The following is a 19,789-nucleotide window of genomic DNA, read 5'->3' as shown; positions in this document are numbered from 1 at the left end:
AAAGAACGGTGGATTTTCAAACGGCAGATTTTCAGGTATACTTAGGGGGCATTTATGCACTAGTGGCGCGTTTTGCCACTGACTGGTTCGGAAACTTCCCAGTATAAAAAACCAAGAACTTCACTTCATGGAGGTAGGAAATATGAATGCACCCCGTAACGTCATCATCGATTGCGACCCGGGTATTGATGACAGCTTGGCGCTCCTGTTAGCGCTCAAGTCGCCCGAATTGAACGTGGTCGGCATCACCATTGTGTGTGGGAACGTTCCGACCCACATCGGCGCGCAAAACGCGTTGAAAATTTTGAAACTAGTTGACCGGCTCGACATCCCGGTTTATTTAGGGGCTAACCAGCCGTTAAAAGTAGCTTATACCAGTGCCCAGGATACGCATGGCGACGACGGACTGGGTAACAGTGCGATTCCGGCGGTGACCGCGGTCGCACCGGCTAAGGACGCGGTCGGCTTTATTTGTGACACCCTGACTGAGGCGCCGACGACCACGGTCATTGCGCTCGGACCGCTGACCAACATCGCTCAGGTGCTCCAACGCGACCCGCAGTTGTTTGCCGAAGTTGACCAGTTTACGTTGATGGGTGGCAGTTATAAGAGCCATGGTAACTGTTCACCAGTCGCCGAGTATAATTTTTGGTGTGATCCGGACGCGGCTAAGCTTGTCTTTGACCAGTTGCCGGTGCCGATTCAATTAGTTGGGTTGGACGTGACCCGGCAAATTGTGCTGACGCCGAGCTTATTGACTTACATTAAGGACGTTAATCCCGAAATGGGCCGGTTTATGGAAAAAATTACCCGCTTCTACTTTGACTTTCACTGGCAGTATGAACGCGTCATTGGTTGCGTGATCAATGATCCGCTGGCCGTGGCGGCGGTACTGGCGCCTAAACTACTGGGTGGCTTTACGAGTTACACGACGGTGGTTGCAGACGGTGTTGCCCGTGGGCAGTCGATCGTCGACGACCACGACTTTTGGCACGCCCAGCCGAACAGTCGGGTGATGACCAGGGTCGACGTCAACGCGTTTTGGCGCCTGTTTCTAACGCGGGTCGCTGGCGCAACGGACCCGGACTTGACACAAGTCTTACAACAGTTGGGGGTGGCGGCATGCACCGATTAAAGACCCGCACCCTGACAATCATGGCACTCTGCATTGCGTTGAACGTGGTCGGGGCTAACTTGGCGTTACTTTTGCGCCTACCAATTTATTTGGATGCCATCGGGACGGTCCTAGCCGCCGCCTTCCTCGGCCCATTGGGTGGGATGGCGACCGGGGGCCTATCCGCGTTGTTATCCGGAGCCACCGACTTGTACGCGTTATTTTACTTACCCGTTCAGTTACTGACGGGGCTGGTTGCCGGCTTGCTTTACCGGCGGGTCACCCCGCTTCAGTGGCAGTCCAGCTGGTGGCTTGCGTTGGTCGTGTCTTTACCGAGCACGGTCGTGAGTACCTTAATTACCGTGGCGCTCTTTCACGGCGTCACCTCGTCTGGTTCCAGCATGTTGGTCCAATTATTGTTGGCGACCGGTATCGGTAAAGTAGCGGCGGTGTTTGTGATTCAAATCGCGACCGACTACCTCGACCGTTTGATCACGGTTTCGGTGGTTGCGATGGCTTACCGCTTGTTACGGCACCGGTTACCGCAAGCAAATAATTAAATGAATTCAAATGAGTTGACCAGTGGTGAACTCATTTTTTGTACACCAAAAGACTTGACCCTAACGTTGCGTCAGCCTGTATGCTGAAGGGGTTGAAAGGGAGGATGACGGATGGCTTATCGAATTAAGCAGTTAGCCGCTTTGGCGGGCGTCAGTGTCCGCACGTTGCGGTACTATGACCAAATCGGGTTATTGACACCGGCCCGGGTTGCGCCGAATGGTTACCGCCTTTATGAACAGGAACAGGTCGACCGCTTGCAACAAATTTGCCTGTATAAAACGATGCGGCTGCCATTGGCGACCATCAAAACGTTACTTGCGCAATCGCCCGCTCAACAACTAATCAGCCTCCAACGACAGTACCAAACGCTGCGCGCCGAGCGCCAGCGGCTGGATCAGCTACTGACGTTGGTGCAGACGACGATTCAAAATCAACGGGGGGATAGCATGATGACGGATGAAAGTAAATTTGCCGCGTTCAAAGCGGCCCAGTTAGCAACTAACGAACAACGCTACGGCCAAGAAAGCCGGAAACGCTATGGTGAAACGGTGGTCGAGCAGGCCAATCAGAAGTATGGTCAGTTGACCGCTGCGGATTATCAGCGGATGCAAGCGGTCGAAGCCAACTTGATGAAAGCGTTACACGCCGTGGTGGCAAACGCTACGCCGACGGCTGACCAACAGCAACGGGTTTATGCCCTGCACCGGGAGTGGTTGAGCTTCACCTGGCCGAATTACTCGGCGGCCGCCCACCGCGGATTAGCCCAACTTTATTTAAATGACGAGCGCTTCAGCGCGTACTATGACCAGCGGGCCGGGGTTGGGGCGACCAAGTGCTTGGCGCAAATTATCGACCGCAACGCTCGCGATTGAAAAAAGTGACTTGACAAGTTTGGTTGAATCCGATTACACTAATTCGTGAAAACTAAATACGATTTCTTCGGGGCAGGGTGTAATTCCCGACCGACGGTAACAACGTAAGTTGGAGTCCGTGACCCGCGTGAGCGGTTGACCCAGTGCAAGTCTGGGACCGACAGTAAAGTCTGGATGGGAGAAGAAAATTATTGCTTTGTTTTTGGGCAGTAGTGGCTAAAAAGCGACCCGGACTGGGTTCTTTTTGGCGTACCTTACTGACGAAATCGATTTAGCAACTCATCAACACCCGGTTATCGCATCTTGATAGCTGGGTGTTTTTTTATGGAGGTGCCAAACGTGTTAAGTGCGTACATGCAATTAGCAGTGCAACAGGCGTTACGGGGCGGACCCGCAACGTATCAAAATCCACAAGTTGGGGCGGTCTTGGTTAAAGGTGGCCGGGTGATCAGTCAGGGTTACCACCACCGTTTCGGTGGTAACCACGCCGAAGTGGACTGCTTGACTAAGGTGAGCCCGCAACAAGCGGTGGGTGCAACGCTTTACGTCACCTTGGAACCGTGCTGTCACGTTGGTAAAACGCCGGCTTGTAGCCAACGGATTATTCAGGCTGGGATTAAGCACGTCGTTATCGGTCAACTGGATCCGCACAAAATTGTGGCAGGGAAGGGCCGCGATGATTTACTGGCTTACGGTGTTGAGGTCACGCAGGAAAGTGGTGCGGCGATTGAGAACTTAAACCGGCACTACAACTGGTTTTATCGGCATCAACGGCCGTGGATTACGTTGAAGACCGCGCAGACTTTGGACGGGAAAATTAACGACCAGGTCGGCAAGCGCAGTCGTTTGAGTCAGGAAGCGGCGCAACGGGATAGTCAACAATTGCGGAGTCACCACCACGCGATTTTAGTCGGCGAACGCACGCTGACCACCGATGATCCACAATTAACGGTGCGGTTACGGGCGTTAGCCCACCCACCGGTCCGGTTAGTAACCGTTAACCGCAGTGCGGTGGCGGTTGGCAAGCAGATTGTGACGGATCCTTCCGCAGAAACTTGGCTGTTAGCCCGCCAGGCCGACGCGGCCGATTCGAGTTTTGCGGCTAACGTTCACGTTGTCGTTGGCGACTGGACGCCAGCAGCCATCGCTGACCTTTGTGCCCAGCACGGCTGGCAATCGTTACTCGTTGAGGGCGGCAGCCATTTACAGGCCCAGTTCGTCGCCAGCGGGTTAGTCGAGGCCTGGGTCAGCTATATTAGCCCCCAGCTATGGGGCGGTACGGCGCTCCCGGCGGTGGCTGATTCAAAGTTGGCACCGACGAGCCTACAGTTTGAACCGGTGACCGTGACCCAACTGGGAGCGGATCTTCGCTTAGTTGCTTATCGAACGGGGGTGGCTTAAATGTTTACCGGAATTATTAAAACGGTGGGGACCGTGACCACGGTGCGCCACCTCGGTCAGGCGTTGCGGTTAACCGTTAATGCGCCAGCCGTGGTGACCCCCACGTTGCCAATCGGTGCCAGCATCGCCATCAACGGGACCTGCCTGACGGTGGTGACGAAAACCGCAACCGATTTTAGTGCCGACGTCATGCCGGAAAGTGTTCGCCGGACGAACCTGGGCCAGTTAACGGCCGGAGCGCGCGTTAACGTTGAACCGGCCTTGAAACCGGAAGACGGTCTGGATGGTCACTTTGTTCAGGGGCACGTTGACTATTGTGGTCGCTTTGTCCGAAAGCAGCATGATCAAAATGCGTTGCGCTTGTGGTTCAGCTTACCGCAAGCCTACCAACCCTACGTTGTTGAAAAGGGCGCAGTAGCCGTTGACGGGGTCAGCTTAACGGTTGTGGCCGTTAACGCAACCGAATTTGAAATTGATTTAATCCCGCACTCGCAAGCCGTGACGACCCTCAGTCAGTTACGACCCGGAGCGCCGGTCAATATTGAAACCGATATGATCGGAAAGTACGTTGCTAAGTTAGTTCGTGAAAGGAAGTTCGCATGATGGATAAAGTTGAAAATGCATTGAAGCAGTTAAAAAATGGTGGTCTGATTATCGTAGCTGACGATGAAACTCGTGAAGCCGAAGGGGACATGCTTGGTTTAGCGCAATACGCGACTACGGCCACCGTTAACCGGATGATTACCAGCGCGCGCGGGTTGTTGTGCGTGCCGATCGACGCAGAAATTGCGACACGGCTAGACTTTGAACCGATGACGACTAAGAGCCACGACGCTTTTGGGACGGCCTTTACGGTGTCAACTGACCATCACAGCACGACGACCGGGATTTCAGCAGCTGACCGGGCCGCCACGATTCGGGCGATTGCCGATGGCCAGAGTAAGGCCGACGACTTTTACCACCCCGGCCACATTTTTCCGTTGATTGCGCGTGAAGGTGGCGTGCTAAACCGGCGCGGTCATACCGAAGCGGCGGTTGACCTGGCCAAGTTGGCGGGGGCGACCCCGGCGGCCTACATTTGCGAAGTCGTCAAGAAGAACGGCTTGATGGCGCGCCGGCATGATTTGAAGGCCCTTGCTGAAGGTCTCAATATTCCGATGATTACGATCCAAGACATTACTAACTACCGGTTACAACAAGACGCCGTTAAGTTAACTCACTTACCAACGGTCGACTTGCCGACCAACCAGGGGCGCTTTAAGTTGACCGGCTACCAGATGCCCGGTGATGACCAACTACAACTCGCATTAACTGCCGGTGACCTAACGACTGATGAACCCGTCCTTGTCCGCTTGCATTCCGAATGCCTGACTGGTGACGTCTTTGGTTCTCAGCGTTGTGATTGCGGCGCCCAGTTACACGCAGCGATGGATAAGGTTCAGCAGGCGGGTCGCGGTTTGATTCTCTACTTACGGCAAGAAGGTCGTGGCATTGGCTTAGCTAATAAACTGCGGAGCTACCACTTACAAGAAAACGGCGTGGATACTTACGATGCCAACGTGCAACTCGGGTTCCAACCGGATGAACGCCACTACGACGCTGCGGTTGCCATTTTGCGCGAACTGGGCATTACGAAGGTGTGCTTGATGACTAATAATCCGGATAAGGTGGCTCAACTGAAGGCGGCTGGTATCGAAGTCGTTGAACGGGTGCCGTTGGAAATTCCGGCAACTACGACTGACCGCGCCTACTTGCGGACGAAGCGCGACCGCTTCCACCACCAACTTTCAGCAGAATTATAGGAGGAATTTAATATGACAACTTTTAATGGTAACGTAACTGGTCAGGGACGCAAAATCGCCATCGCGGTGGCCCGGTTTAACAGCTTTGTGACCACCCAGTTATTGAATGGTGCGCAGGACGCCCTGGTCCGCTACGGGGTGGCGAGCGACGACATTGACGTCGCTTGGGTACCCGGTGCGTTTGAGATTGCGACGATTGCCAACCAGTTGGCGAAAAGTGGCCGCTACGACGGCATTATTACGTTGGGCGCCGTCATTCGTGGGGAAACCTCGCACTACGACTACGTCTGCAGCGCCGTTAGCCGTGGCGTCGCCCAGGTAGGCTTGGAGACCAGCGTTCCGACCATGTTCGGGGTGCTGACGACCGATACCGTTGACCAGGCGATTAACCGTGCCGGCGTTAAGAGCGGCAACAAGGGGGCCGACTGCGCGCAAAGCGTGTTGGAAATGATTGATTTGAAGCGCCAATTATAATTAGATTTGGACAGTCAAAAGCGGTCGCGACAGCAAAGTCGCGACCGCTTTTTATTAGGCCTTGGTAGTTTCCGTACGGGCGAGGTGGCCGTCTTCGATGCGGTAAACCACGTCGCAGTGACTGATCAAGCGTTGGTCGTGGGTGACCATCACGATGGCCTTATTGTGGTGGTGAGCCTCGTCAGCTAGGCGCTTGACCACGTCGATTGAACGCGGCGTGTCCAGACTGGCGGTCGGTTCGTCAGCTAAGATCACGCTCGGGTCGTTGTAAAGCGCCCGTGCGATGGCGACCCGTTGGCGTTCCCCGCCAGAAAGTTGGTTGGGATAGGCGTTCTGGACGTCGCTGAGCGCCAATTCCGCTAATAGCTTTTCCGTTTTCTCTTTTTGAAACGGGCGCTTGGCCAGTTTATCAACCAGCTTGAACTGCTCGCGGACGGTTAAAAATGGGATTAAATTGGAAGCTTGTAAAATGAAGCCAACGTCGTTAAAGCGGTAAGCGAGGCGTTGGCGTTCGCTTTGGTGGGTCAGCGGCTGACCATTGAGGTAAACCTGGCCGCTAGTCGGCGTCTGCAACCCGGCCGCAATCGTGAGAAAGGTACTCTTGCCGGAACCGGATGGACCGATAATGGCAACGAATTCGCCGGCGTTGACTTCAAAGTTGGCGTCGGTCAGGGCGGTCACCGCGGTATGCCCACTGCCAAACTGCTTGGTGATCGCGTCTAATTTCAGAACTGGATTTGTCATGGTTGTTTCCTCCTTATCCAATGGCAACGGCGGGGTCGATGTTAGCAACCGTCCGCCACGATAGCAACGCGCCGATGACGGCGGCGGCTAGTAGGGCGACACTATAAATACCAAACGCGTTCCAGTCAATAACGAACGGTAACCCGGCCGGCATAATTTGTGCCAACCCGATGGTAATTGCTAAGCCAAGCCCAATCCCGATTAGGGCCATGGCGATACTTTGGCTGAGCAGGGCGCCGATAATGTGGCGCGTCCCGATGCCTTGAACTTTTAAGACACCAAACAGCGCGGATTTTTGTAGCGTTAAGACGAACATAAAGATCCCGATGACGGCCAGTGCCATCACGAATAGGAAGTAAATCATCGTGTTTAAGGTCAATTGCTCGGCACTGTAGCCCGGTAAGCTTGACACGAAGGTCGTGATGCTCAGTCGTTCCAGGTTGTCGTGGTCGCTGGACTTAAACTGACTGTTCTTGGCAACGATGGCGTTGATTGGTTGGTCCTTGCCGCTGGTGATTGGACTGCCTTTTAACCGGTTCAGGGTGCTGGTATCGGTATAGACGGTCGGCGCAATGCTGTACGTGCTGGTTTGGTAAGTCCCCACGATTTTGACACTGTGGGTGGTCGTCCCGATTCGAACCTTTTGACCGAGGTGGTAGCCCTTATCCAATAAGCCGGCTGAAATCAACAGCTGGTCCTTCCCGTTAATTCGGTGGCCCTTAATAACCTTGGGCATGATGAAGCTGTCGCGGCTGGTCCCGAACGCACTGGCCGACGTTTTTAACTTGTTGGTCGTGGTCCGCAAAGTACCGGACAGGTTGGCCAGCGGGGCGTGGGTACCACTGACCGTCGTTTGATCGCTGATTTTTAGTTGCGAGGCGGCGAGCGATTGATTTGCGTTTTTATTTAAATAAACAGTTTTAGCGCGCCACTGGTCAACGGCCTGCCGGTTCCCGACCGAGAGTCCGTTCGCCAAGCCGGAGAGCATGAAGACCACGAGTGCGATGAGTAGTAGGACGCCACTGAGTAGCCCGTAGCGTAACTTTTCGTGCCACATTTCCTTTAAGCCTAAATACATGGTAAATTCCTCCTAATTTCGTTTATCACCTGATAAATGAATGACCAAAGTGTAGCACGCTGATTTTAAAAAAGCAACCATTTGTCTCAAGGTAAATTGATACCGCTCCGCCGGCGGGACTGGTATGATAAACGTAGTGAAATAGGGAGGCTTTTATTATGACGAAACAACCATTTAACCACCGCGCGGCCGTGATTGCGGGCGTTACCGGCGGTGTGATTTCCGGGTTGGTCAAGCTAGGCTGGGAAAATATTTTGCCGCCGCGGACGCCGGAACGGAATCAAACTAACCCGCCACAGCGGTTATTGCAACAGGTCGGTGTCCCGGCCAGCATCACCCACGCGACTTATTCGTATTCGGGCCACGACTTGCCGGTGGTCAGTTACATGATGCACTTCGGCTTTTCAACGACCTTTGCGGTTAGTTACAGTTTGTGGGCCCGCAAACACCCACGTGCCAAGGCGGGGAGCAGTGCCCTGTTCGGTTTAGGAATTTTCAGTGCGTTTCACCAAGTGATCTTACCAGCCTTAAAGACGGTACCGAGTGCGAAGGACCAGCCAATGACGGAGCACGTCTCCGAAGCGCTAGGCCACGTCTTATGGATGTGGACGGCTGATTGGGTTAGCGACACGGTTTACCGCCGGCTGACGAAGTAAAATTAACGACTATTTAAAATGTACGCTCAGTGACTTTTCGTTCGGAATTTCACTGGGTGTCTTTTTTTGCGTTCAGAAAAAATGACCGGTTAAAATAGGGACGGTGACGCAAATGGCGGGGCTTTCAGTAACGTTAGCAGTTTCTAATAGTCTTCTCATATAACTAATGGTTGTGCTAAACTATTTATATTCGTGGCGATTTTAGCCAAATTATCCATTAATAGGAACGGAGCGAACGAGTTTTGAAGGAAGAGACAAAGATGAAACGGTATCACCACTTTCGCCTGAGCTTAGGGTGGCAGATACTGATTGGGTTGGTTCTCGGAATTATTTTAGGCGTCGTTTTTTACGGCAATAAGCCGGCGATTACCGCCATGCAAAATATCGGGACGATGTTTATTAGTTTGATTCAAATGATTGTGTTACCAATCGTGGTGGCGTGCCTGATTACCGGGATTGCTAACATGGGTGACTTGAAAAAGTTAGGCCGGATCGGTGGTAAAACCATCATTTATTTCGAAGTGATGACCACGATTGCGATTGCCCTTGGGTTACTGATGGGAAACTTATTCCATCCTGGTGATTACATTAATATTCACCAGTTGCACTCGTCGAATATCAGTCAGTACGTGCAAACTGCCAAGACGGTCTCGCATAACGGCATTTGGTCGACCGTGATGGGCATTATCCCGACCAACGTCTTTAAGTCGTTGGCGGATGGTGACATGATCCCGGTCATTTTCTTCGCGGTCTTCTTCGGTTTAGGCACGGCGGCAATCGGCAAGCAGGGACAGGTCATCCTGGACTTTATGAACGCGGTTGCCGAGACAATGTTTAAGGTCACAAACTGGGTCATGCACACCGCGCCGATCGGGGTGTGTGCGTTGATTGGTGTCACGGTCGCTGAAATGGGATTGAAAGCCCTAGCACCGCTGGGCTTCTTCATCATTCTTGCTTACGTTACGATGGCGCTGTTTATCGTCATCGTGATGGGGTTAGTCGCGCGGTTGTTTGGTCTCAATATTTGGCACTTACTGCGGGTGATCCGCGATGAAATGGTACTCGGCTTTTCAACGGCCAGTTCGGAGGCCGCGCTGCCACGGATTATTGATAAAATGGGTAAGTTCGGGGTTAGTGAAGGCATCGTGTCGTTCGTTATCCCGACCGGTTACACTTTCAACCTAGACGGCTCGGCGATTTACCAATCGTTAGCCGCACTCTTTTTGGCCCAGGCCTACGGGATTCACTTGACCATCAGCCAACAAATTACGTTGCTGATCGTGCTGATGATTACCTCGAAGGGAATCGCCGGGGTGCCGGGGGCCTCGTTCGTCGTGTTACTCGCGACGATTTCAACCATCGGGGTACCGGTTCAGGGGTTAGCCTTCATTGCCGGCATTGACCGGCTCGTTGACATGGGTCGAACGGTGGTCAACGTGGTCGGTAATTCGCTGGCGGCGGTCATCATTGGCAAGTCGGAGCACGAGTTCGATGCGCCGCAAAGTGAACGTTACTTGGAAACGATTAAAGCGGGTGGGCGCTAATTCCTACCAAATTGATGAGACGGAGTGGATGGCATGATCGGGACGATTTTTAACGTGGGCATGATTTTGGCTGGTTGCACGGTCGGCAGTTTATTTAAGCGCGGTATTAAGCCGGCGTATCACGACATTTTAATGCAGGCGCTCGGCTTAGCGGCCTGCATGATTGGAATCAACGCGGTCGTCAGCCGGATGCCGAATAGCAAGTACCCGGTGCTCTTTATCGTCAGTTTGGCCGTGGGCGCGGTCATCGGCCAGGCCCTGAACTTGCAACAACGTTTTGACCGGCTGGTTGGGCGCTTTTCCGGTGGCAACCTCGCTGAAGGCTTAGCCACGGCGGTCTTACTTTATTGCATCGGCTCACTGTCGATTTTAGGCCCGATTCAGGCGGCTTTAAAACACGATTACACGTTTTTATTTACGAACGGCATGTTAGACGGAATTACCTCGATCGTCCTTGCCTCGACCTTTGGCTTTGGCATCGCGATTGCGGCGGGGATCCTGTTTATCTGGCAGGGGGGTCTGTACCTGCTAGCACTCGTTCTACAAGGTGCCCTGAGTACCGCCATCCTGGACGAAATTACGATTGTTGGTGGGATTTTGATCCTAGCGTCCGGCCTTGGCTTATTGAAAATCAAGCAAATTAACACGCTGAACTTATTGCCGGCGCTGGTGGTACCACCGGTGGTCATCGGCATCATGCAGCTGTTTTAAAAAAAGAAAGGGTGTGCGTCAAAAGTTGGCTAGCTAGCTGACCTTTGGCGCACATTTTGATGGTTATCATAAGGAAACAAAAAAAGCGAAGCTGTAATAAAAGTCACAGCTTCGCTTTTTTAATTAGTCGAGGTGGTAGCGCTTACGCAGGACCGCCCGGTTATGTTCAATGTGTTTGTGAATCCGTTCAATGAGTAAGTCGTGGGGGACGTCGGTACTTGGCGCCGGATCGATTGGAAAGCGTTCGTCAATGTTAATACTGGTTGGGGAAATGGCGGTGCCCGCCACCAGCGCGATGGCTAAGCTGTCCGGGGCGTGCAGGTACATCAGGTCGGTCCGAATAGCGAAGCGAACGTCTTGCTGGCAAGCCAGGTGAACGTAACGGTCCAAGATATCCTGATCGAGCAACCCGTGGAGTAATAGTTGGTAATCGGGGTGGGCGGTCATTTCAGCTTCAAGTGCGTGCGAGTAGTCGTGCGTCAGTGCCTGGGTAAACGTGATGCCAAGGTCGATTCGTTCGTGGAACGTTCCGAGGTTGCGGTGCTGTTCATCGGGATGCAGAACCGGCGCGCCAAAGATGGCGGTCTGTAAGTGCTTATCCATTTGGTTCTCAGATTGCGACATGCGCTTCAGGTCCTTTCAGAAATAACAAACTTACCTTTATTGTAATAAAGAAAGCGTTTTAATCAAGGGTGAACGGGATAAACGTTCATTCACCGTTCAATCGTCAACCGGGCCGTGAACGTGTCCTGATGAACCGTGTAGGCAACACTTAATTGGTGATTGGTTAGTTGACGGATGCTGCTTAACCCGTAACCGTGGTGACCGGGTTTGGTGGTCACGTGCTGACGGCTAAGCCGGTCGAGGTCGATTGCTCCTCCGGGCGGTAGCTGGTTTTGAACCGTTATAACGACCGTTTGTTGGTGACGTTCGATTGCGAGCCGGACCAGGCCGTTGGTCGGGATGGCGGCGTCGATGGCATTATCTAACAAGTTACCCAGAATTCGGACAACGTGTAACTGGTTCACGTTTGGTAGCGTGATGGTTTCGAGCAGTTCAATTTGTAATTGTACTTGATGTTCTGCCGCTGCAACGTATTTGGCATAAATCAGTCCGTTAACGGCCGGCGCGTGCAGGTAGCGCAGCTGTTCGGGGACCGTTGTGTGGGTCAGCGACTGGCTGTTCGGCACGACTTCACGTTCAAAGTAGGCCTTTAAGCCGGTCATATCCTCGTTTTCGATATACTGGGCTAGGCTCAGTAGGACGTTTTGATAGTCATGCTTGAACAGGTGCAGTTCTTGATTGCGGCTACTTAAAAGGCGGTTATACTGCGCGACGTCGGCCAGTAGTCGGGCATCGGACACGCGCCCGCTGCGGTGACGAAGACCCCACCCGAGTAAGCCGGCCCACCCACACCCCGCGATGACGATTAGCAGGACCTGATCGATAGCGGGCCAGGTCAAGCCGGCGTGGGCAAAGCCGAGCGTTAGTAACGTTAACGCGACGAGGCTGGTTTGGTCGCGGCGTGTCAGCCAGGTTTGTTGGAGGTAGTCGACGGCCCAACTTTTAAGGACTAACCGGTGCAAGGCGTTTCCGGCTAATAAACTGAGTAGTAGTGTAAGCAAGCTGATCAGAGCAAGCGGCGTGGTCCCCGTGAGTAATTGGCTAACGTTGGTTGCAAGCGTCGCGAGAAAACTCCCGAGGGCGGTGACCAGCATGCTGGTGACCAGGCTAACGCCCCAGCTCAGGCTGGCAAGCCGGCCAGTTATCCAGCCGTTGATCATTAAAGTGGGCACCAGGGCACTCATTATTGGCATACTGTGAGTTAGGGGCGTCAACGGGCCGGTAATCAGCAAGCCGCTACCGATAAGCAACGTTCCCCAAAGTAAACCGACTCGCCAAGTTAAGAACTCCCGACCAGCCAAGCCTAAGATCAGGCTGGTTGCGAGACCAGTCAGCAGAATTAATTGTGGTGTGAAAGTTGGCAAAGTGGCTCCCCCCTAAAAGTTGATCATTTTAGTTAGTAAGTTGACATTACTATCATAAAACATTTTTGATTGATTGCCATTAAAGATTGATAGTAGTTGGAGTAAGTTGCGGATGTTTAGCCATCGGCCGGACTTGCGCTGCTAAAGTCGTGCTGAAAATTAAAAAGTAGGAAATCATTAAAAAGCACCATTTGAGAACCATTCATGGTATGATACATAATTAAGAGTGTCTTATTTTTGGAAGAAAATCAGAAGTGAGGAATCAAGCATGCCAAAGCAGCATAAACGCTCATTGCGGGGGCGGATTCGCCTGTCGCTGGTCATTATTGTCGCCGTCGTATTGATGGTGATGGGGGTATCCGCCATTCGGGATGCTGATTGGATCGACGCGTCGTTTTCGTGGGCTCAGCGGGATAAAACGGCTAAAAAGGGGCGGGCGTCGAAGTCCGCCACTAAGAACAAGCAGACAACGCCGGCTGTTAATCGGGTGCTCCTAGACGTGCCACTGGTGAATCAGATGACCGCGCCGCGTCTGTATAACGGGTGTGAAATCACGTCGTTAACGATGATGATGAATTATTATGGGATTAATGTAAGTAAGAATACCTTGGCTGACCGACTAACGAGCGTGCCGTTGACCTACGATAACGGTCAGCGCGGTAACCCGAACGTTGGCTTTGTTGGTGACGTGACTGGCGCGAACCCGGGCCTAGGTGTGTACCACACGCCAATTTATAAGGTCGCCAAGACGGAAACTAGCCAGGTTAAGGATTTAAGTGGGGCCAGCTTCAAGCAGGTCGTTAAGCAGTTAGAAGCCGGACGCCCGGTTTGGACCGTGACAACGACCAGCTTTGCACCGGTAAATACGATGGAAACGTGGGATACGCCGCAGGGTGACGTGAAGGTGACTTACGACGTCCATAGTGTTGTCATCGTGGGCTTTGACCGCAAACAGAAAAAAATTTACGTCAATAATCCCTATGGCCAGAAACAACAGGCCGTTGATTGGGATAACTTCGTTGGCGCGTACAACCAGATGGGGCAACAAGCCATCGTGTTGACCCTGAATCACAATTCAAAATAAGCTAACATCCCCCGCATCGGTTTCGAGCGGGGGTGTTTTCGACTTGTAACCAAATTGAAATGAAAATGTGGTCGTTTTTACAAATGAAAACGGTTATGATTAAAATATAGCCAAATTAATAATCGGTTAATAATTATGGCTATGAATGATTGAACTGTTTTTTATTACATAATGATTGAAAAAGCAATCGCCGGGGCATCCCGGTGATTAGCTGTAGGAGGATGGTTTCATGCAGTTGAAACGGAAGGTTAAACTTGGACTGGTTACAGCAGCCAGTGCAGTGGTTGTGGGGTTAGCGGTGACACCACTAGTGACGAATACGTTACACGCGGCATCGAACAACGTGACGTCGGTCAGTCAGACGACGGCCCCGTTAACGGTCAAAGCAACTAATCAAACGGTTAGTGCTAAGTCCGCCAGTGGGACGAAGGCGAATTACAGCGTGAAGTATACGGATCAGCAGTCACAAAAGACTGCAACGTATAAAAAAACGGATTATAATTCGACCCAAACCGCGCAAGCCAAGGTTGAGCACCTCGGCACGACCCAAGGCGATCAAGTGACGTTGCGGGGTGGCGAAAAGGCGACCGTGCAAGGAGTTATGGGCCGAATCTATGTTCACTGGAATACCGGTAACTGGTCGGTGACCGCCATTGCCAACACGCCGGACGTTGCTAACGACCCGGCTAAGTTTGCCAATACCGTTAATCAGCAGATCAAAGCCCAAAAGTTGACGGCTAAGAAAGTCACAACTGGTGCGGTCACCGTTTACAACCAGACCCAGAGTGGTCAGGCTAATTCGGTGAAGTGGCAACAAGCTGACCAAGTTGCTCAGGTTAAGGGCCAGCAAGCTAATACCGTTTTGAAGATTGCGGCGAAGGCTGATCAATAAAGAAAAGCTGCGTTTCGAGGATGCACAGAGCGTGTGACAAAAGTTGGTTAAGCGGAGCCAGCTGACTTTTGGCGCACGTTTCGACTACCAATATTCGGAGACACACAAGGGGCGGTGACATTAGTCACCGCCCCTTGTGTTTTAATGCTAGTTGAAATCGTTGTCGCTATCGTGGTCGGCCGTGGTATTGGCCGTGAAGGTGCGACTAATTAGTTGCAGGTGCTGACGGGTCGGTTCGAAGTCGTTGGCGAGCAGGGCCTGCATCCGGCGTTCGCTGGCCGCGAAAAAAGCGGCGATTTTTTGGGCTATTTGGTGGGCCTTAGGGGTGAGCAAGAGCCGCTTATAACGAGCATCGTTAGTAGCCGGCACCCGGATGATCAGGTCCTTGGCGACGATGGCGGTGACTAGGCTGGAGGCCGTGGCCTTACGAATGTTGAATTCTTGTTCAAGGTCGCGCTGAAAAACGTCGCGTTCGGTTTCGTGGTCGGCGATGTAGTTGATGGCGCTAACTTGTCGACCGGTCAGGCCCAGCGTTTTGGCAAACTGGTCCGTATCGCGAGCAAGCGCGTTATTCGCTCTTTGAATGGCAACGCCAAGTGAATGTTGCATGGTTTTCTCCTTTTAGTTCGTGTTCTAACTAATTCGCATTATAGGGAGCTAAATAGATAAAGTCAATTGTTTAAATAGTTTATTTTACGCTGATTATGTGTTAGATTATCAAACTAGTTCGTATTAGAACTATTACGAAAATGGAGTGATTAAATGACTAAAAAAGTCGATGCGAAGTTGATCTTGTCCGTACTGGCAGCGGGGCTACTGTCCTTTTGCGGGGTCATCGTTGAAACGGCGATGAACATAACGTTCCCGGTCCTGATGAACGAGTTTGACCTGAACACGGCGACCGTTCAGTGGATGACGACCGCCTATTTACTGGTGGTGGCCATCATTGTGCCGATTTCCGCCTTCTTAAAGCGACGGTTTAAAACCAAGACCCTGTTTGTGACCGCTAACTTACTTTTTATTGCGGGACTGGTCATTGATGCAACCGCGACGGCCTTTCCGATATTAGTGGCCGGCGGGGTTGTCCAAGGCCTTGGTACGGGGATCGCGTTACCGTTAATGTTTAACATCATTTTGGATTGGGTCCCCGATAATCAGCGGGGAACGCTAATGGGCATTGGGACCCTGATTACCGCGATTGCTCCAGCGCTGGGACCGACGTTTGGTGGCATCGTGGTCAACAATATGGATCGGCACTGGATTTTTATCTTGCTGCTGCCGCTACTCGTTATCTCGCTTTTTATGGGAATTTTTTCGATTCGTCAAGCAACTCCGCCGGTTAAAGCGAGTTTCGACGTGCCGGCCTGGCTGATGGTGATGTTAATTTTTGTTGGCTTCACCTTTGCGTTCAGCAATTTACAGCATTTGTTCAATAATCCGTTGCTCGTTTGCGGGTGGTTGGTATCGTGGGGATGATTGGCTTCATCACCGTGACCCGCCACTCGCGGCGGCCACTGATCAACCTGAATTTGTTCAAAGTTCGTTCGTTTAACTGGCACCTGACGGGGTTCTTCTTAGTTCAGGTCAACGCACTCGGGCTAGCTTTCATTTTACCGAACTACTTACAACTGGTTGATGGTAAGAGTGCCTTATTAGCCGGACTTTTTATTTTACCCGGTGCCGCGATCGGAGCGGTGCTCGCGCCGTTTGGTGGCCGGATTCTGGATAACTTTGGTGCTGCTAAACCGATTTTGACGGGTTCAGTTATCTTGGCGTTGGCGGTGACGCTGTTCACGATTTTTGGCATGCGGCTAACGGGGCCGTTGGTGATTGGTTTTTATATTCTACTGATGCTCGGAATGGGCATTACAATGGGCAACACAATGACTAGCGGTCTGGGACAATTAACTACCGACCTGCAAGCGGATGGTAACGCGGTCTTTAACACTTTACAACAGTTTGCCGGCGCGACCGGTACTTCGCTAGTTTCCGCTACCATCACCCTGGTTCAAGAGCGGGTCGGTGGCGCCCAAGCACACGCCGTTGCCCTTGGTTCGACGGTTGCCCTAATTGGACTGATGATTTTGATTTTACTGAACCTAGTTGCACAGGTGCGCGCGATGCAAACCCGAAAACGTGATTGACTTTTTGTAGCTCGGTGCTTATGATGATTGTAATAATTAAAAGTAGTGATCTTTAATGAGTAGCGGCCGATCCAACAGCACAGCGAGCCGGTGGTTGATGGAAACCGGACTGTGGTCGGACGTGAATTACATAAAGTGAACTGCCAATCGGCCGGATGATTTCGTTACCAATCAATGAGCGACTACCAGTTTGCTGGTAGTAACTTGGGTGGTAACGCGGAAAACTCGTCCCTGTTGTAATGACAGGGGCGAGTTTTTTATTTTATCCGGTCCTAATCTGAGGAGGAAAACGGATGAACATTATTGACGATTTAAAATGGCGTGGCGCCATTAACCAACAGACCGACGAAGCCGGCTTAAAAGAATTGACTGAGAACCAGTCAGTCGCCCTCTACTGTGGGATTGACCCGACTGGTGACAGTATGCATATTGGGCACTTGATTCCGTTCATGATCTTGAAACGGTTCCAATTAGCCGGCCACCATCCTTACGTGGTTGTCGGTGGCGGGACTGGTGCGATCGGTGATCCGTCGGGTAAGAATTCTGAACGGAAATTACAAACGATGGACCAGGTTAAGCATAATCAGGAAGCTCTGAACGCGCAGATGCATAAGCTGTTCGGTTCGGATAAGAACTTTTCAATTGTGAACAACTACGACTGGTTATCAAAGATTTCACTGCTCGAATTTTTGCGCGACTACGGTAAGTTGTTCAGTGTGAACAATATGTTGAACAAGGAAGTCGTCGCCAGTCGTTTGGAAGTCGGGATTTCGTACACGGAATTTACGTACCAGATTCTACAATCAGTTGACTTCTTACACTTATACAGAGCGGAACACGTTCACCTTCAAATCGGTGGCGCTGACCAGTGGGGGAACATCACGGCCGGAACCGACTTAATTCACCGCTTGGAAGGTAACGACGCCAAGGCATACGGGTTAACGATCCCGTTGATGTTGAAGGCTGACGGAACTAAGTTTGGCAAGACGGCCGGTGGTGCCGTTTGGTTAAATCCTGAACGGACGTCACCATATGAATTTTACCAATTCTGGATCAACCAGGATGACCGTGACGTTGTGAAGTACCTCAAGTACTTTACGTTCCTGAGTCACGAAGAAATTGACCGCTTAGCTGAAACCGTTAAGACGGCGCCGGAAAAGCGTGAAGCACAACGGCGGCTGGCTGAAGAAGTGACCGCATTCGTGCATGGTAAGGAAGCGGTGGTTGAAGCCGAAAACATTACCAAGGCGTTATTCACGGGGGATGTCCAAAACCTGAACGCTGAAGAAATTGAACAGGGCTTTAAAGGGGTGCCGTCCGCAGAAGTGTCAGCTGAAAAGCAAAACATTGTTCTGTGGTTAGTAGACGCAACCAAGTTTGAACCGTCGCGGCGGCAGGCGCGTGAAGACGTTAAGAACGGTGCAATTCGGATCAACGGTGAGAAAGTGACCGATGTTGACGCTGAAATCGATCCATCAGCCGCGTTTGATGGCAAGTTTGTGATTGTTCGGCGCGGGAAGAAACGTTACTTCCTCGCACGCGTTAAATAAATATTCTGTTCAAGAGGCTGGACCCTAATTGGGTCGGCCTTTTTCTTAATAATTAAACGGTTATTTGTAGTAAAATGAAAGCCAATAAGGGGATGCCATTGATTAGGTTAAGTTTGAGAGAGGATGGTTAGGGTGGCACAAAAGCAAACAACGCGCTTTACAACGAAAACCGTTACGACTTTAGGGATTTTAATTGCCGTGACGGTTGTGATTTCACTATTCTTCCATATTCCAGTTCCGGGGACTCAGGGCTATATCAACTTATGCGATGCGGGCATCTTTATTGCCGCGTTGACGTTCGGTCGGCGCGGGGGTGCCATCGTGGGTGGTGCTAGCGGATTATTATTGGATTTGTTACTCGGGTATACTCAGTACATGGTTTTCTCACTGATTGTTCACGGATTAGAGGGCTGGGTGGCCGGCCAATTCGGTGCGGACCAGCGTAAGGGGCGTCAAGCGATTGCCCTGGGCGCAGCTTGCTTAGTGATGGTCGTCGGCTACTTTATTTCTGATTCATTACTATATACAGTGCAGACTGGGTTAGTCGGCATTCCAACCAACGCGTTTCAAGCGGCGGTCGGTGCACTGATTGCGGGTCCCGTTGTTGCACGGATCAAACATCACGTTGGTCCTGAATTGAACGCTTAGGTTTGAAGGTTGAATGGTATTTCCTTAGTAGGTTAAAGTAAGAGAGTGGTGCGGCAGTGATTAGACTGACGCACTTTTATTTTGGAAAACGGGTAGAAAAGTGTTGACGGGTGCTATACGAATTGATATAGTAATAAACGTTGTTGTTTCGACCAGTGTTAAATGATTATTTAATTAATTTGAAATTGGTTGTTGACAGGTTGTTTGATAATTGTTATGATATTTCCTGTTGTCGCAACGACAACGTCATTGTTATTGGCGCTCGATGCTTTGAAAAAAGTTATTGACAGTAAGCGCTTTAAATGCTATGATGACTAAACTGCATTGAGTTATCGATGTAACGAATTAGACCTTTGAAAACTGAACAAAGTTTCGACGAATCAAATGTGTAGGGTCTCTCGATTTTGAATCAAGAGCAAACATTTGTGAAGTCAATTCGCTAGCAAATAAATTTTTGAACAACTTTAAATGAGCTTTTTAGAACTCATCATTAATTTGAGAGTTTGATCCTGGCTCAGGACGAACG

General features: G+C 51.4%; 19 protein-coding genes, 1 pseudogene, 2 riboswitches and 1 other annotated feature. Of the genes and pseudogenes, 15 read left to right on the top strand and 5 right to left on the bottom strand.

The features are described 5' to 3' along the window. Positions 1–76 precede the first annotated feature (76 nt). Positions 77–121, top strand: a riboswitch (PreQ1 riboswitch). Positions 122–142: 21 nt separating this feature from the next. The 7 genes from FFM82_RS08505 to ribH all read left to right on the top strand — a co-directional run bounded on the left by FFM82_RS08505 (position 143) and on the right by ribH (position 6,224). After that, positions 143–1,135, top strand: coding sequence for a nucleoside hydrolase (locus tag FFM82_RS08505; protein ID WP_137645415.1), 993 nt, complete (start codon positions 143–145; stop codon positions 1,133–1,135). Further along, positions 1,123–1,674 (top strand): ECF transporter S component, encoded by a 552-nt coding sequence (locus FFM82_RS08500; RefSeq protein WP_137645414.1) that lies wholly within the window; start codon positions 1,123–1,125, stop codon positions 1,672–1,674. Before FFM82_RS08505 ends, FFM82_RS08500 begins: the two co-directional genes overlap by 13 nt. 111 nt (positions 1,675–1,785) lie before the next feature. Then, the gene (locus FFM82_RS08495; RefSeq protein ID WP_137645413.1) at positions 1,786–2,547 is read left to right on the top strand and encodes a MerR family transcriptional regulator; all 762 of its coding nucleotides are present in this window, start codon (positions 1,786–1,788) and stop codon (positions 2,545–2,547) included. Between the two features lie 59 nt (positions 2,548–2,606). Then, a riboswitch (FMN riboswitch) is annotated at positions 2,607–2,737 on the top strand. A gap of 149 nt (positions 2,738–2,886) precedes the next feature. Then, positions 2,887–3,948, top strand: a complete 1,062-nt coding sequence (ribD, locus tag FFM82_RS08490) for a bifunctional diaminohydroxyphosphoribosylaminopyrimidine deaminase/5-amino-6-(5-phosphoribosylamino)uracil reductase RibD (RefSeq protein ID WP_137645412.1) — start codon at positions 2,887–2,889, stop codon at positions 3,946–3,948. Then, on the top strand, positions 3,949–4,551 hold the full coding sequence (locus tag FFM82_RS08485; protein WP_137645411.1) for a riboflavin synthase: 603 nt from the start codon (positions 3,949–3,951) through the stop codon (positions 4,549–4,551). Next, complete coding sequence (gene ribA / locus FFM82_RS08480; RefSeq protein WP_170178257.1) at positions 4,551–5,750, top strand: GTP cyclohydrolase II; 1,200 nt, start codon at positions 4,551–4,553, stop codon at positions 5,748–5,750. The genes FFM82_RS08485 and ribA overlap by 1 nt, the downstream gene beginning before the upstream one ends. Before the next feature lie 12 nt (positions 5,751–5,762). Beyond that, the gene (ribH, locus tag FFM82_RS08475; RefSeq protein ID WP_137645409.1) at positions 5,763–6,224 is read left to right on the top strand and encodes a 6,7-dimethyl-8-ribityllumazine synthase; all 462 of its coding nucleotides are present in this window, start codon (positions 5,763–5,765) and stop codon (positions 6,222–6,224) included. A gap of 54 nt (positions 6,225–6,278) precedes the next feature. On the opposite strand, the gene FFM82_RS08470 is transcribed toward ribH, so the two are convergent. Beyond that, positions 6,279–6,968: an ABC transporter ATP-binding protein gene (locus tag FFM82_RS08470; RefSeq protein WP_137645408.1), complete on the bottom strand. Its 690-nt coding sequence runs from the start codon at positions 6,966–6,968 to the stop codon at positions 6,279–6,281. 13 nt (positions 6,969–6,981) lie between these two features. Further along, on the bottom strand, positions 6,982–8,046 hold the full coding sequence (locus tag FFM82_RS08465; protein ID WP_137645407.1) for an ABC transporter permease: 1,065 nt from the start codon (positions 8,044–8,046) through the stop codon (positions 6,982–6,984). Between the two features lie 158 nt (positions 8,047–8,204). Between FFM82_RS08465 and FFM82_RS08460 the strand changes: the two genes are divergently transcribed. From FFM82_RS08460 to FFM82_RS08450, 3 genes are all read left to right on the top strand, one after another. Continuing rightward, on the top strand, positions 8,205–8,702 hold the full coding sequence (locus FFM82_RS08460; RefSeq protein ID WP_137645406.1) for a YagU family protein: 498 nt from the start codon (positions 8,205–8,207) through the stop codon (positions 8,700–8,702). Positions 8,703–8,962: 260 nt separating this feature from the next. Then, on the top strand, positions 8,963–10,246 hold the full coding sequence (locus FFM82_RS08455; RefSeq protein ID WP_137645405.1) for a cation:dicarboxylate symporter family transporter: 1,284 nt from the start codon (positions 8,963–8,965) through the stop codon (positions 10,244–10,246). Between the two features lie 33 nt (positions 10,247–10,279). Next, positions 10,280–10,957, top strand: coding sequence for a DUF554 domain-containing protein (locus FFM82_RS08450; RefSeq protein ID WP_137645404.1), 678 nt, complete (start codon positions 10,280–10,282; stop codon positions 10,955–10,957). A gap of 123 nt (positions 10,958–11,080) precedes the next feature. Here the strand turns inward: FFM82_RS08450 and FFM82_RS08445 are convergent, their stop codons facing one another. Both FFM82_RS08445 and FFM82_RS08440 read right to left on the bottom strand, forming a co-directional pair. After that, on the bottom strand, positions 11,081–11,581 hold the full coding sequence (locus FFM82_RS08445) for a YueI family protein (protein ID WP_137645403.1): 501 nt from the start codon (positions 11,579–11,581) through the stop codon (positions 11,081–11,083). A gap of 89 nt (positions 11,582–11,670) precedes the next feature. After that, positions 11,671–12,945 carry a sensor histidine kinase gene (locus tag FFM82_RS08440; RefSeq protein ID WP_137645402.1) on the bottom strand — a complete coding sequence of 425 codons (1,275 nt, stop codon included), beginning with the start codon at positions 12,943–12,945 and terminating at the stop codon, positions 11,671–11,673. 268 nt (positions 12,946–13,213) lie between these two features. Between FFM82_RS08440 and FFM82_RS08435 the strand changes: the two genes are divergently transcribed. Together FFM82_RS08435 and FFM82_RS08430 are read left to right on the top strand one after the other, a co-directional pair. Beyond that, positions 13,214–14,029: a C39 family peptidase gene (locus FFM82_RS08435; protein WP_137645401.1), complete on the top strand. Its 816-nt coding sequence runs from the start codon at positions 13,214–13,216 to the stop codon at positions 14,027–14,029. 229 nt (positions 14,030–14,258) lie between these two features. Continuing rightward, positions 14,259–14,921, top strand: a complete 663-nt coding sequence (locus tag FFM82_RS08430; RefSeq protein ID WP_137645400.1) for a hypothetical protein — start codon at positions 14,259–14,261, stop codon at positions 14,919–14,921. A 147-nt stretch (positions 14,922–15,068) separates the two neighbouring features. Here FFM82_RS08430 and FFM82_RS08425 read toward each other — a convergent pair whose 3' ends face one another. After that, positions 15,069–15,530, bottom strand: a complete 462-nt coding sequence (locus FFM82_RS08425; protein ID WP_137645399.1) for a MarR family winged helix-turn-helix transcriptional regulator — start codon at positions 15,528–15,530, stop codon at positions 15,069–15,071. A 153-nt stretch (positions 15,531–15,683) separates the two neighbouring features. Between FFM82_RS08425 and FFM82_RS13945 the strand changes: the two are divergent. The 3 genes and pseudogenes from FFM82_RS13945 (at position 15,684) to FFM82_RS08410 (ending at position 19,263) form a co-directional block, all read left to right on the top strand. Beyond that, positions 15,684–17,065: pseudogene (locus tag FFM82_RS13945) on the top strand (MFS transporter). A gap of 36 nt (positions 17,066–17,101) precedes the next feature. Beyond that, positions 17,102–17,301 (top strand) — a binding site (T-box leader). A gap of 57 nt (positions 17,302–17,358) precedes the next feature. Then, entirely contained in the window at positions 17,359–18,615 is a 1,257-nt protein-coding gene (gene tyrS / locus FFM82_RS08415; RefSeq protein ID WP_137645398.1) for a tyrosine--tRNA ligase, read from the top strand. Between the two features lie 132 nt (positions 18,616–18,747). Next, a complete protein-coding gene (locus FFM82_RS08410) occupies positions 18,748–19,263 on the top strand; it encodes an ECF transporter S component (protein WP_225425653.1) in 516 nt (171 codons plus the stop codon). Positions 19,264–19,789 lie beyond the last annotated feature (526 nt).

Origin of the sequence: Lactiplantibacillus plajomi (genome assembly GCF_005405405.1) — a bacterium.
Lineage (GTDB): Bacteria > Bacillota > Bacilli > Lactobacillales > Lactobacillaceae > Lactiplantibacillus > Lactiplantibacillus plajomi.
Note: the sequence above shows the minus strand (reverse complement) of the source record. Positions and strands in the feature narration are given on the sequence as shown.

Coding starts and splice junctions, on each gene's coding strand:
- FFM82_RS08505 (WP_137645415.1), top strand. CDS start 143: ATGAATGCACCCCGTAACGTCATCATCGATTGCGACCCGGGTATTGAT.
- FFM82_RS08500 (WP_137645414.1), top strand. CDS start 1,123: ATGCACCGATTAAAGACCCGCACCCTGACAATCATGGCACTCTGCATT.
- FFM82_RS08495 (WP_137645413.1), top strand. CDS start 1,786: ATGGCTTATCGAATTAAGCAGTTAGCCGCTTTGGCGGGCGTCAGTGTC.
- FFM82_RS08485 (WP_137645411.1), top strand. CDS start 3,949: ATGTTTACCGGAATTATTAAAACGGTGGGGACCGTGACCACGGTGCGC.
- ribA (WP_170178257.1), top strand. CDS start 4,551: ATGGATAAAGTTGAAAATGCATTGAAGCAGTTAAAAAATGGTGGTCTG.
- ribH (WP_137645409.1), top strand. CDS start 5,763: ATGACAACTTTTAATGGTAACGTAACTGGTCAGGGACGCAAAATCGCC.
- FFM82_RS08470 (WP_137645408.1), bottom strand. CDS start 6,968: ATGACAAATCCAGTTCTGAAATTAGACGCGATCACCAAGCAGTTTGGC.
- FFM82_RS08465 (WP_137645407.1), bottom strand. CDS start 8,046: ATGTATTTAGGCTTAAAGGAAATGTGGCACGAAAAGTTACGCTACGGG.
- FFM82_RS08460 (WP_137645406.1), top strand. CDS start 8,205: ATGACGAAACAACCATTTAACCACCGCGCGGCCGTGATTGCGGGCGTT.
- FFM82_RS08455 (WP_137645405.1), top strand. CDS start 8,963: ATGAAACGGTATCACCACTTTCGCCTGAGCTTAGGGTGGCAGATACTG.
- FFM82_RS08450 (WP_137645404.1), top strand. CDS start 10,280: ATGATCGGGACGATTTTTAACGTGGGCATGATTTTGGCTGGTTGCACG.
- FFM82_RS08445 (WP_137645403.1), bottom strand. CDS start 11,581: ATGTCGCAATCTGAGAACCAAATGGATAAGCACTTACAGACCGCCATC.
- FFM82_RS08435 (WP_137645401.1), top strand. CDS start 13,214: ATGCCAAAGCAGCATAAACGCTCATTGCGGGGGCGGATTCGCCTGTCG.
- FFM82_RS08430 (WP_137645400.1), top strand. CDS start 14,259: ATGCAGTTGAAACGGAAGGTTAAACTTGGACTGGTTACAGCAGCCAGT.
- FFM82_RS08425 (WP_137645399.1), bottom strand. CDS start 15,530: ATGCAACATTCACTTGGCGTTGCCATTCAAAGAGCGAATAACGCGCTT.
- tyrS (WP_137645398.1), top strand. CDS start 17,359: ATGAACATTATTGACGATTTAAAATGGCGTGGCGCCATTAACCAACAG.